The sequence below is a fragment of the Thermostichus sp. OS-CIW-33 genome (assembly GCF_054059615.1).
Genome location: NZ_JBSSCH010000006.1, coordinates 164,580 through 176,360, shown reverse-complemented (window position 1 = coordinate 176,360; position 11,781 = coordinate 164,580). Strand labels below are relative to the sequence as shown.

Below are 11,781 nucleotides of genomic sequence, written 5' to 3'. Positions count from 1 at the left end.
CAGCCGATAAACACGAATCTGTCGCGCTTGAGCCAGTCATCGACGATGTCGAACCATCCTCGCTCCTGACGCACGCGCCCTACCGCTATGGTCATCTGAACTACTCCTTAAAGACATCTAAATGAATGAGGACGTTAATGAAACTACAAAGTTTGCTTCTTCGAAGCAAGAGCGGAGCCTAGGTATAAAGACTCAACTCCTGGGTCTTTTGCCTCAGTTTCCTTGAACGGCTCTTTGGCAAGAACTGCTCAGGAGTTTCCCGTTAAGTCAGGATCCCTAGCGCTTCAAGACCCTACTTAGAACCGTTTCCACAACTCGCGAGGCCCAACGGGCCATTCGAGAGCCAACAAACAAGCTTTACGGCTGTAGGCATTACAATTTAGCCTATGCCGGTAAAGACTTGTAAATTGCTTTCATTATAGAGGCGGATAGCCGGATCTCATCAAGTCCAAGAGAACGCCTGTTTTTCCAGGAGCTAGGTTTGGGTCGCTACACCGCTGGAGTGAAAGCCAGGGCTTGGGATCCGATATCCTGAGAAGGCGATGTATCCCATTTGCGAGGAAGCTGAATCTATGGCTGGCGAGATCTTCACCATTGCTGGACTCTGCATTGTGCTGACCCTGGTGGGCGTGGCACTTGGATATGGGATCCTAAGGGTGACCCAAGGGGGGGCAGAGTAAAGCTGTCGAGGATTTCTCCCGGGCCCGGTATCGGGCCTTGTTACAGCTCCATGTCAATTCCATGTCAATTGGCCACCTGGATATGAGGTGGGTGGCGGAAAGATGATAAACTCATGAAGATTTGTATCGTTGGCGCTGGGGCGGTGGGAAGTCACTTGGCCATATGCCTGGCTCGGTCTGGCTTTCCCGTCAGTGTCGTGGCCCGTGGAGCTCACCTGCAGGCCATCCGCACCCAAGGTCTAAAGCTGATCCGGCAGGGGGATCCCTCCCAAACCTGGGTAGAGCGGTTGACGGCCACCGACGATCCGGCTGCCCTGGGCCCACAGGACTGGCTGATAGTGACGGTCAAGGCCCACAGCTTGCCGCAGCTTGCCCCTCGACTGGGATCCCTGTGTGGCCCCGACACCCCCATTGTGATTGCCCAGAATGGTATCCCCTGGTGGTACTTTTACCGGCATGGGGGCGAGTTTGAGGGGCATTCCCTGACTTCCGTGGATCCAGAAGGGGTTATCGCTGCCCATCTGCCGATAGAGCGGGTGATCGGCTGTGTGGTGTATATCGCCGTGCAGTTGGCAGAGCCAGGAGTGGTCTTGCACACAGGGGGTGGGCGCTACATTCTGGGGGAGCCGGATGGATCTCTGTCAGGGCGGTTGCAGTCCTTGGCCGCCATCTTTGAACAGGCGCAGCTTTCCACCACCCTCACCTCGCAGATTCGGGCCGAGATCTGGCAGAAACTGTGGGGCAATGCCGCCTTCAATCCCATCAGCGCCCTCACCCGGGCTGCTCAAGATGAGATCGCTCAGTACCCACCCACCCATGCTTTGGTTCGGTCGGTGATGCGGGAAGTTGAGGCTGTAGCCCAAGCTCTGGGGATCCGGCTGCCGGTCTCTTTGGAAGAGCGGCTAGAAGATGCAGCCCGCGTGGGATCCCATCGCACCTCGATGCTGCAGGATATTGAGCTGGGGCGACGGACGGAGATCGAGGCCATTGTGGGAGCCATCACCGAGCTGGGGCGTTTGGTGGGGGTGCCCACTCCCCATTTGGATACTCTGTATGCTTGCGTCAAGCTGCTGGAGCGCTCTCTTTAAGGAGCTTTTGCAGGAAGCGGTAGCGTCGCTACCGAACAGCAGCGAAACGATTCGTTTGCTGGATCCCAGGCTCCCCCCTGGGGAAGTGGCTCGAACTCTAGAATGGCTGTAGCCTCCCACTGAGGAGGAAGCTGAAGGTGGCTGTCCATTTTTCTCCGACTCAACCCAACTGAAATCACAGCATTTGAATTAGCAAATGATGCTTGAAAACTCCATCGTGCTCATCACCGGAGCCAGTAGCGGCATTGGGGCCGCTTGTGCCACCCTTTTTGCCCGTTCTGGAGCCCGCCTGATTCTGGTGGCCCGCCGTCAGGATCGGCTGCAGGAACTGGCTGGGGAATTGCAGCAGGCTTACGGCACTCCTTCCTACCTGCTGGCTTTGGATGTGCGGGATGGGGCAGCCGTGCAGCAGGCGCTTCAATCTTTGCCCTCGCCGTGGGCCAACATCGACATCTTGGTCAACAATGCAGGTTTAAGTCGTGGCTTGGACAAGCTCCACATGGGGGCCTTGCAAGACTGGGAAGAGATGATCGATACCAACCTCAAGGGTCTGCTCTATGTTACCCGCGCCGTTTTGCCCGGCATGGTGGAGCGAGGTCGAGGCCATGTGGTGAACATCGGCTCCATTGCCGGTCGGCAGACCTACCCAGGTGGCGCTGTGTATTGCGCTTCTAAGGCCGCCGTGCGGGCCATCTCCGAGGGGCTGAAGCTGGATTTACTGGGCACCCCCATTCGCGTCACCGAGATTCAGCCGGGCCTGGTGGAAACCGAGTTCAGCCAAGTGCGCTTCCGTGGGGATCGCGCCCGGGCGGCAGCAGTGTATCAGGGCCTCACCCCCTTGACGGCGATGGATGTGGCTGAAGTGGTGGTGTTTGCGGCAACCCGTCCCCCCCACGTGAACATCAGCGAGATCTTGCTTGTGCCCACCGACCAAGCCAGTACCACCCTCGTACATCGTCGATAAGAGGCCGGCAACCGGGCTTTCGCCTCCACTCTTGCTTCCCTGAGCGACAATGGCAGCAAAGGTGGTGGGAACATGGGACTGGAAGCCGGGATCCTGATCGGGTTGGGAATCGGTTTGCTTTGCACGTTGCTCCTGCTGTGGCAGACTCGGCGCCGTTTCAGACGCGAATTGCAGCGGTTGGGATCCCTGGTGCATCTGGCCATGCCCCTCCACTCCCTGGAACAGATGCTCAGCTTGCTCAGCCGTTATCTTCGCCAACAAGATCTGGATTGGGCCAACCAAAAACAGCAACTGCAAAACTGGCAATACCTGAGTCAGCGGCTCCCTTGGGGATATCTGCGGGTAGACGAAAACAACGTGGTGCTGGAGTGCAATCCTGCCGCCCAGCGCCTGCTGCGCATCAGCCAATGGCAGCCGGGCATCAAGCTCTTGCTGGAATGGGTGCGCTCCTATGAGTTGGATCAGCTCATCGAGGCTACCCGCCGACAGGAGACCGCTGCTCCTGTCCAAAGTCGCGAATGGATTTTCTACCCTTCCGGTGGGGATGGCAAACCGATTCCGCTGCGGGCTTGGGGGTTGCTGCTGCCGCAAGCGCACGTGGCCATTTTTTTGGAAGACCGGCTGGAAGCAAAAATGCTGGCCCAACAGCGGGATCGCTGGGCTTCGGATGTGGCTCACGAGCTGAAAACCCCCCTCACCTCCATTCGCTTGCTGGCCGAAACTTTACAAAGCCGGGTCGATGCCGCTCAAGCAGTCTGGGTGGAACGATTGCTAAATGAAACTCTGCGCCTGAGCCATTTGGTTCAAGACTTGCTCGAACTCAGCGCCCTCAATTTGGGAGCCGCATCCCGCTCCCAATGGCGTTGGGTGGATCTGGCAAGTTTGGTGCGCGAGGCCTGGCAAAGTGTAGAGCCGTTGGCCAAGCCTCGACACCAGGAACTGCACCTGAGCGGATTGTCCCAGATTTACCTCTGGGGAGATGAGCAACGCCTATACCGCCTCATCCTCAATCTCTTGGACAACGCCGTCAAGTATGGCAAGCCCGACTCTCCTATCCATGTGGTGCTTTCGGAGCAGGGATCCCAGGTGCGGCTAGAGGTGTACGACCACGGCCCCGGCCTGCCAGAAGATCAATTTGAGTTGGTCTTTCAGCCCTTTTACCGCACCGACACTGCGCGGGCCCGCAGCAAAGGCGGAACTGGCCTAGGGCTGGCAATTGTGCGACAAATTGTCGAAGTTCACGGGGGCACCATCCAACTGCGCAATCACCCGCAAACCGGTGGGCTGTGGGTTCAGGTGGAACTGCCCCGGAAGCACCTGGATCCCTTGTGAAACCCGCCCGAAGACGCTCGCGTCAGTGGCCCGCAGCCAGAATCTGGACGAGAATCGCCTAAGATTTCCTTTCTTCAGGGCTGTCCATCTCAGGGGTGATCCCCTAGAATTGGGGTAGGTAATCTTTACAGTTCATCTTAAGCAGGCATTCGGAATGGGCACCGACTATCATTCCGCGGACTTGTTGTCCGAACGGGAACTGCAAGTCATCGAGTTGATTGCGGCAGGACTGACCAATCAGGACATTGCGGAACGCTTAGAGATCAGCAAACGCACCGTTGACAATCACATCAGCAACATTTTGAGCAAGACCCGAACGGCAAATCGGGTGGCCTTAGTACGCTGGGCCTTGCAATGGGGAAAGATTTGCCTGGATCAGGTAAACTGCTGCACTTTGGTCGATGACAAAATTGCTTAGTCCCATCCCATTTTGCCGGTCAAGTGTCCAGCAAAGAGTGTTGAGCGGGGGGGTTTTGGTGACTGTATTGCCCAGAAGTTATAGTCATTTCAATGAGGAATGAAACTGTTCCGTTGCAGTGCTTCCTAGCTCTTCTCTCTCTTAGGGAGAGGGATTGGGGGGCTCGCGGAAGTGATGCGGAGCATTTGGGCGACACCGCGGAGTAGTTAGGAAGCGTCTTAATCTAGCTTGAAGTGACTATACTTGAGTTGTTTTGAGCTACGTTGATTGGGTTGTCATACGTGAGCGTCCCCAAGCTGAAACGCTACGCTGTTCGCTACGATTCTATGCCCCTGATGGTTTATCGGGAATTGGCTGCCCATTTGGCTTGTGTTTCAGGGGTGAAAACGGAGCTGGAGTGGAAAAAAAACTCCACCTTTCGCTACCAAGACAGCCAAATAGAGGCATTGCATATTCATCAAGAACCCGATGCCGACATAGAACAAATTAAGCGTATTCTTGACCACTATGGAGCGTGGCAGTATAGCCCCTTAGAAGACTAGCTCTCTCTGCAACCCAAAAGGGATCCCTAGGGATAGGGATCCCCGGATGATTCCTCTGCAAGGTCTGGGAAAAACCAGTTCAGCGAGCAGCTTGGCCTTGGGCAGGCAGGTGCAGCTTACGAGCCAGGCCCAATCTCGCCAACAGCCAAATGGCCCAGTAGGTCATGTCGATCTCCCACCAACGCAAACCGGCCTTAACGCACTTCGGGTCGGCATGATGGTTGTTGTGCCACCCTTCACCATAGGTCAGAATCGCCGCCCACCAAAGGTTACGGGCATTGTCGTTGCTCTCGAAAGTCCGGTAACCCCAGAAGTGGCTGGCCGAGTTGATCAACCAGGTACAATGCAGCAGCAGCACTGTCCGCACAAAGATACCGTACACGACGAATGACCAGCCCCCCAGCAGGTAGAGTATTGCAGCCAACGGCAGTTGCAAAAGCAGAGCATACCTATCCAGCCAGCGGTAGAAGGGATCCCGAGCCAAGTCGGGCGCAAAGGCAGAATACTTCTCAGGGTTGAAAAATTCTTCGCGGTGGTAGATCAGCCAGAGTATGTGGCTCCACCAAAAGCCCTTACGAGCAGAATAGGGATCCTTCTCCTCGTCTTCGGTGAAGGCGTGGTGCTGACGATGGCCGCCCACCCAAAAGATCGGCCCCCCTTGAACGGCCAGGGCACCGAGAGTCGTGAAGACATATTCCAGCCACTTGGGCACCTGGAAGCTGCGATGGCTGAGCAGGCGGTGGTACCCCAAGCAGATGCCTAAGCTGCCGAAACACCAGTGGAGAAATAGGGCTACTCCCAGAGCGGGCCAGGAGAAGAAGAAAATGCCTCCCACCAAAGCCACCACGTGAAAAATGGCAAAGAAGAGCACATGTTCCCAAGCAAACCGAAAGGACTCTTGGGGCTCGGGCCGATTGAGCGGAGCGGGATGATTCAGCGATTGGCGAGAAAAAGAAGTGGTCATGAACCCACAAAACCTCAGAAGAAGAAGTAGACTAGACTGACTAGGAAAGAGCCAAAACACAAAGCCCAAGTTAAGGCAGCCGGATAACAGCGGCCCAACGTGAAAACGGAGTCAAACCCTTGAAGACACCGCCATAGCCAGCGGTGACTTGCTATGTGCTCCGCTGTGATGAACTTGGCTACACAGGAAGAAGAGGAGCAGAGGCAACGCTGCCGACATCCTCTCGCTTGACATTAAGCCTAGCGGTATTCCACCGTAAATGCAAGCGTCACTTGCAGCCCGCCGCAATTCTTCAGGTTTTCTCCTCACTATGGCACGTCCTTCTTCTCGGCAAAGGCTGCTGAATGCGGCTCGGGAGCTGTTCGTTCGTCAGGGCATCACCCAGACCACCACCCGTCAAATTGCGGATTTGGCCGGAGTGAATGAGGTCACCCTGTTTCGGCACTTCGGCACCAAGCAGGGGCTACTCCTGGCCGTATTTGGGGAGCTGGGGGTCTTTTCCGGCATAGCCGATCTGCCTCTGAAGGCGGATCCCGCCCCCTCTCAAGGTTCTGGGTTGCAAGCCATTCTCCTGCGCTATGTCCACACCTGTTTTCGGGCTTTGGCCGATAATCCTGAACTGGTGCGCTCCCTGGTCGGGGAGGCTGGTCTTTATTCTGAGGAGCATCGTCGCGCCTTGCGGATGGGTTTTTCTCAGGCCCAAGAACAGCTGACAGAGTATTTGCGGCGATTTCCCAACTCTGAGTTGCAATCTGTCGAGCCGGATCGCCTTTATGCAGCCGTTGGGGTTTTGCATGTAATGATTTTGGGAGCAGCAATGTTGGCGGTAACTGCCGAGTTGCCTTCCGTTGGCGCCGACGGAACCGAGCCCTCTGTTGAGGGGCAGCTATCGGATGAAAAATCTAAAAAACCAGAGAAAGGCGCCGAAACCGCCAGGATACCCTCCCTCCTGCAAGCCTGCGTGGAGCTGTGGATGGCAGGCGTGACCAGAATGACAGAACCTACGCCGTAGCGCAGCCACCCACAATTGGACAAGGCTCTCCAAGTGCCCTAGGTGGGCATGCGATACAGCTTCTCCCAACGACACACTGACTACGGCCAATAAATAGCCCCAGACCACAGGGATCCCGGCAACCTACAGAACTCCCGTGAGCTCGGAACAAACTCTCTCTGTGTGCAAATAGATGTGCAAACAGGTAGATGTGCAAGTAGAAAAGAGAGGAGGTTGTAAGCCGGGTTCTGTAGTGCAGAGTTGCACTGGCGATCATCCATCTGGGAGTGATGTTGCCATCACCCTCTAGCGGCTCACCACCATCGAGAGCACCCTTCCCCACTTTGGGTACCGTGACCTCGATGCAACCGACAGGGGCGAAGAACAGCCATAGTCCTGCGGCTGCGGCCTTGCTTTCCACCGGGGTTTACCGAGCCAACGCCTCACGACGTTGCTGGTGGGCTCTTACCCCACCTTTGCACCCTTACCTGTGCTGGGATCCCAGCCATCGGCGGTATGTTTCTGTGGCACTATCCTCGCGGTTACCCGCACTGGGCTTTCCCCAGCGGTGTGTTCTTCTGAAAGCCCGGACTTTCCTCATCCCGCTGTCTGGTGGCGACAGCAAGGACGCGATCGCCTGCCCCTCCTCTCTCTTCAGCTCGATCCTACTGCATCTTCCAAACCTAGAAAATCCCGGAAATCGGTACAAACTCCACTTGATCGGGAATGTTGGGGGCCAGGTGTAAGATTTGCCGGTTCAAATCCATCACCACAGCCGCCACGCTTTCGGTGCGATCCCAGACGGGCAGATGGGGATCCGGATGGCGGCAGATGCAGTGGGGGGCATTCGTCCGGTCTTGTAGGATTTTTTGAAGAGCGACCGCGTCTAGGGTTCCGGTTTGAGCGCTCTGGCGAAGCAAATGATAGGCCCGTTCTAGCCTTGTGGAGGATCCTGTGTGGGGGGGCAGCTCATCTTCTCGCAAGGCCGGATCCAGGAAATGATTGGTGTGGGCGAGGATCCCTCCTTGAGGGAGATGCAGGCCAATTCCTCGTGGACTGATTTCAAAGCTGGTCGCCTTAGCGGGCTGTAGGCCTGTCGCCTGTCCTGTAATACCGGCAACGCTGACACAAGAGGAGGCGGTGTAGGGGTAGGATCCCACCCTCTCTACAGCCTGCTGCCACTCCTCGCACTCCAACAATAAGCGCAACAGCAGATGCACCGGCATTCCCTCGGTTTGCCCATCTAGGGTAGAGCGCAAGAGGTTGAGGGCTACGGCCAACCCTGCTTGATTGAGGCCAATTTTGGCCAGGATCCCAGCTTCGGTCAGGGTGAGGTAGGCAGGGTGGGTATCGGAGTGAACGCGCAACAGCACACAGGCCCTGCGCTGCTCTCCGATCCAATCCCAGGTTTGGGCCAAGTAGGTGTGGTGGGTGGAGGTAACCTGGGGCAAGGCCGCCAGGGTGGTGCATTCTCCCCCATCCGGGTTGGCTTGGGCTGGATCGATGAGATCAATCCCCTTGAATTCATGAGCAGGATCCGGTGGGTGCTGGGGCACCCCGTTTTGGAGATTGTGTTCCAGAGCAGCGGCGCAGTTGGGATGGGATCCCCTGGGAACCGATCTGGATAAAATCTCGGTGCGCAAATTGAGGGCCAGAATCTCGGCAAAACGGAAGCCACTCCCCGCGGCAATGCCTTGGATTTCTTCCAGCAGGTGGGGCACGTGGCGCTCTAGCCAGGGCAGGGATCCCTCTGCTTGGGTCTGGGCCTGCTGCCAGGTGAGACCACAGCGGTAGGCAAATTGGCGGGCGTAACTAGCAATGCTGTGGCGAATGAGTTGGGCCGCCTGGGATCCATACTGTTGGCCTCGTTGTTGGGGATCCCCCTGCAGATGAAGAATGGGGAACATGGTGCTGGTTTGCCCGTGACCTCAATAGGTGGGCAGGGAGGGATCCACCTCACAAGCCCAAGCGTGAATGCCGCCGCTGATGTTATGAACCTGAGTGAACCCGTTGGCCTGTAGCCACCGGCTCATCTGAGCAGAGCGGATGCCATGATGGCAGAGCACAAAAGTTGGCTGATTCGGATCCAGCTCTGTGAGGATCCGTTCCCTCCATTCCTCGTACTGGCTCAAGGGGTAGTTGCGAAAGCCCAGGGCATTTAAATTCACCAGCTCCAGCTCTGCCGGTTCCCGCACATCGATCAATTGCAGAGGGCCGGCCTCGGGATCCCGTAGGTGTTGGGCCATCTGTTGCGGTGTAATGGAGCGGATGGAGAAGGACATCGCCAACTCTGGTCTACAGGGATCCCTTTTCAAGATACACCGGCTCAGTGGCTGCCCTGAGACTGCCCGCAAAGGTTAAGATGTCACCCTGATTTGGGCTTAGCCTGGGTATGGCTGTGCAACGCTTTTTGATCGACACGGATACGGCGGGAGATGATGTTACCTCGCTGCTCTTTGGGCTGCTCTGGCCCAACAGCATCCTACAGGGCTGCCCGCCGGGGTGAGTTTCATTCGAGATCCCTTTGCGGAAGTGCCCAAACCCGCCGATTATGCCAGCATCTGCAGCGGAGATACCCGTCCGCTGTTCTTTATCGGTGTGGATGCTAACCAAAACTACCTGGGGGATACCGATAACAACCCTGCCACCCTCAACTACGGTCTCACCTCGATGCTGAAGCGGGTGGATATGGCCACCTATGAAGTGATTCGCAGCGTGGTGGAAGGCAACTTTAAGGCAACTTTGTCGGCGGCATTCAAACCTTTGGCCTGGAGAACGAGGGTGTGGGCTATGCCCTGGATGAATACAACCAAGCCTTGCTCTCAGCGGATTTGGTGGCTGCTGTGGAAGCGGTGAAGCAAGACATCCTCGCCGGAACCCTCGAAGTACCTGAAGAGCGCTAGATTTTTGAGATTTTTGTTGCCGATTGATTGCGGATCCCTGGCGAAGCCTTGACTAAACAGAGGATCCATCAGAGGATGCTTTTGCTGAGGGCATTGGATCGCAACTTGGCCACCTGCACTTTGACCTCGTGGCAGTTGTTTGCTGCTCTTGTTTGTTGCTGTAACAACCTTAACCGCTAAGCGCTTGTAAGGAGCTTTCCACCTATGCTTGGCCAAGTATCCAAATCTGGTTGGGGGATCTGTTCAGCCTTGCTGCCTCTGTTGGCGGGGGTTGCCCTCGGCTGTGGGGGTGGCGGCGGCAGTTCTCCACCTCTTCCTCCGCCAGGTGGCGGGCCCATCATCCTGAGAGTGGATCCGGCCAGTGGCCCCTTTACCAAACTGGCAGACGCAGTTGCAGAGGCGCAGCGACTTCAGACTGCCACAGCCGGCCTGGAGGTGCTGATCGAGATTTTGGGGACGGGCAGGGAAACTTTGCAAAGCAACCTGGCCCTGGATGGCGGCGATGGCACCAACGGCGGTCGCATTCGCATCACCAGCTCCACCGCCTATGAGATCCTGACCGGGCTCTTTGACGTGATTGTAGCCAGCCAAACCAGCCTGCAGGGGGTAGATGTGGTGCTGGGGGGTGGACGGGTGCAGGTGAACAACGGCACTTTTCAGCCGCGCAAGGTCACCCTCAACGACCCTCGCTCCAACATCTTGGTCAACGGCAATGCTGCGGTTCTAGAGGGAGCCTTGAACCAATTGGCCGAGATTTTGTGCCAGCAATTTTTGGATCCCTGTGTGCAGATCTCCGGAAACAGTCGAGTCAGCGGCATTTCGTCAATCGTTAGCAAAACAGGCGGGGTGGGCATAGGCACAACACCAGGAAGTAACCCAACCCTCGAGAACAACACGATTCTCTTACAAGCTTTAGGGACTTTGGCTGTTCGCTACAGCGACAACTCCGGCGGGATCTTCCGCAACAACCAAATCGAAGGGGATCCACCTACCGCTGGGGCTGGCTTAGTGCTGCAGGCTCGGCAAGCAGGTAGGAGCGGCACTACCGGGATTCAACTGGATGGGGCAGGCTCAATTCCATCCATTCAATCCAACAGGATCGGCGTGGGTGGGATAGCCGGGAGCGTCGGCATTCGCATCTTGCAAGGAACACAAGCCCGTACCCTTTCTGGAAATACATTTCTGGCTCGGGGCGAGGGCAGAGGGATAGCAATTCAAGCGGCCCCCGGCACCCCAGATGTGGTGATTGCAGCCTACCTAGCCGGCAATGCCTTCCAGGGGAACTTTGCTGAGAGAGTTGCTGTGGGACTCTTCACACCCACACCTGAGCCAACGCCTTCTCCCACCCCGACACCTACACCCGTGCCCACACTTAGGCCGACGCCTTCTCCCACCCCGACGCCTACACCCGTGCCCACACTTAGGCCGACGCCTTCTCCCACCCCGACACCTACACCCGTGCCCACACTTAGGCCGACGCCTCCTTCCACCCCGACGCCTACACCCACGCCCATACCTTCTGGCCCAAGGATCACAATCCCTAGCTTACCTGCAGCTGCAACGGTAACTATTACTCAGGCAGACGGCACAGTTATTGCCACTTCCACATCGGTGTCTGGGGATGTCGTCACCTTCCCGGCTCCGTTTATCCTTCCCTTTGGCGGTCAGGTTCGTATCACCCCTGCTGTCCCTTCCCCAGCGCCCATCACAGTGGGAACCATCACCCTTAGCACCTTCGACAACACAACTAACCCTGGCAGCACGACTTATTTCAACCTTGGACCTAGCATTCCCGTAAACTAGCTTTTGTCTGTGTTTAGGCGATTGGTTTTCCTTTGGCTCAAGGTTGCTCAGGCGTGGAAGGCTACCCTTTTGAAATGTGAGGATGCTATGGGTATT

12 protein-coding genes and 1 other RNA gene are annotated in these 11,781 nt (G+C 56.7%); 9 read left to right on the top strand and 4 right to left on the bottom strand.

The window, feature by feature from the left end; genetic code table 11:
* Positions 1-572 precede the first annotated feature (572 nt).
* From petM to ACVWZG_RS06690, 6 genes are all read left to right on the top strand, one after another.
* A complete protein-coding gene (gene petM / locus ACVWZG_RS06715) occupies positions 573-680 on the top strand; it encodes a cytochrome b6-f complex subunit PetM (protein WP_414329137.1) in 108 nt (35 codons plus the stop codon).
* Positions 681-793: 113 nt separating this feature from the next.
* A complete protein-coding gene (locus tag ACVWZG_RS06710; protein WP_457405774.1) occupies positions 794-1,768 on the top strand; it encodes a ketopantoate reductase family protein in 975 nt (324 codons plus the stop codon).
* A 196-nt stretch (positions 1,769-1,964) separates the two neighbouring features.
* Positions 1,965-2,732: an SDR family oxidoreductase gene (locus ACVWZG_RS06705; protein ID WP_011432494.1), complete on the top strand. Its 768-nt coding sequence runs from the start codon at positions 1,965-1,967 to the stop codon at positions 2,730-2,732.
* Positions 2,733-2,804: 72 nt separating this feature from the next.
* Positions 2,805-4,064 (top strand): sensor histidine kinase, encoded by a 1,260-nt coding sequence (locus ACVWZG_RS06700; protein ID WP_414419099.1) that lies wholly within the window; start codon positions 2,805-2,807, stop codon positions 4,062-4,064.
* 154 nt (positions 4,065-4,218) lie between these two features.
* On the top strand, positions 4,219-4,482 hold the full coding sequence (gene pedR, locus ACVWZG_RS06695) for a photosynthetic electron transport-dependent transcriptional regulator PedR (RefSeq protein WP_011432496.1): 264 nt from the start codon (positions 4,219-4,221) through the stop codon (positions 4,480-4,482).
* A gap of 281 nt (positions 4,483-4,763) precedes the next feature.
* Entirely contained in the window at positions 4,764-5,024 is a 261-nt protein-coding gene (locus ACVWZG_RS06690) for a hypothetical protein (RefSeq protein WP_414343320.1), read from the top strand.
* A 79-nt stretch (positions 5,025-5,103) separates the two neighbouring features.
* Here the strand turns inward: ACVWZG_RS06690 and ACVWZG_RS06685 are convergent, their stop codons facing one another.
* The gene (locus ACVWZG_RS06685) at positions 5,104-5,988 is read right to left on the bottom strand and encodes an acyl-CoA desaturase (protein ID WP_414523215.1); all 885 of its coding nucleotides are present in this window, start codon (positions 5,986-5,988) and stop codon (positions 5,104-5,106) included.
* 310 nt (positions 5,989-6,298) lie between these two features.
* Between ACVWZG_RS06685 and ACVWZG_RS06680 the strand changes: the two genes are divergently transcribed.
* Positions 6,299-7,000 carry a TetR/AcrR family transcriptional regulator gene (locus ACVWZG_RS06680; RefSeq protein ID WP_457405772.1) on the top strand — a complete coding sequence of 234 codons (702 nt, stop codon included), beginning with the start codon at positions 6,299-6,301 and terminating at the stop codon, positions 6,998-7,000.
* 200 nt (positions 7,001-7,200) lie between these two features.
* Here ACVWZG_RS06680 and rnpB read toward each other — a convergent pair.
* The 3 genes from rnpB to ACVWZG_RS06665 form a co-directional block, all read right to left on the bottom strand.
* An RNA gene (rnpB, locus tag ACVWZG_RS06675) (RNase P RNA component class A) lies at positions 7,201-7,630 on the bottom strand.
* Between the two features lie 32 nt (positions 7,631-7,662).
* Positions 7,663-8,886 carry a C45 family autoproteolytic acyltransferase/hydolase gene (locus ACVWZG_RS06670; RefSeq protein ID WP_457405770.1) on the bottom strand — a complete coding sequence of 408 codons (1,224 nt, stop codon included), beginning with the start codon at positions 8,884-8,886 and terminating at the stop codon, positions 7,663-7,665.
* Positions 8,887-8,907: 21 nt separating this feature from the next.
* On the bottom strand, positions 8,908-9,261 hold the full coding sequence (locus tag ACVWZG_RS06665; RefSeq protein WP_457405768.1) for a rhodanese-like domain-containing protein: 354 nt from the start codon (positions 9,259-9,261) through the stop codon (positions 8,908-8,910).
* A 220-nt stretch (positions 9,262-9,481) separates the two neighbouring features.
* On the opposite strand from ACVWZG_RS06665, the gene ACVWZG_RS06660 reads away from it, so the two are divergent.
* Positions 9,482-9,835 carry a hypothetical protein gene (locus tag ACVWZG_RS06660; RefSeq protein ID WP_457405765.1) on the top strand — a complete coding sequence of 118 codons (354 nt, stop codon included), beginning with the start codon at positions 9,482-9,484 and terminating at the stop codon, positions 9,833-9,835.
* A 296-nt stretch (positions 9,836-10,131) separates the two neighbouring features.
* A complete protein-coding gene (locus tag ACVWZG_RS06655; RefSeq protein WP_457405763.1) occupies positions 10,132-11,685 on the top strand; it encodes a right-handed parallel beta-helix repeat-containing protein in 1,554 nt (517 codons plus the stop codon).
* Positions 11,686-11,781: the final 96 nt, after the last annotated feature.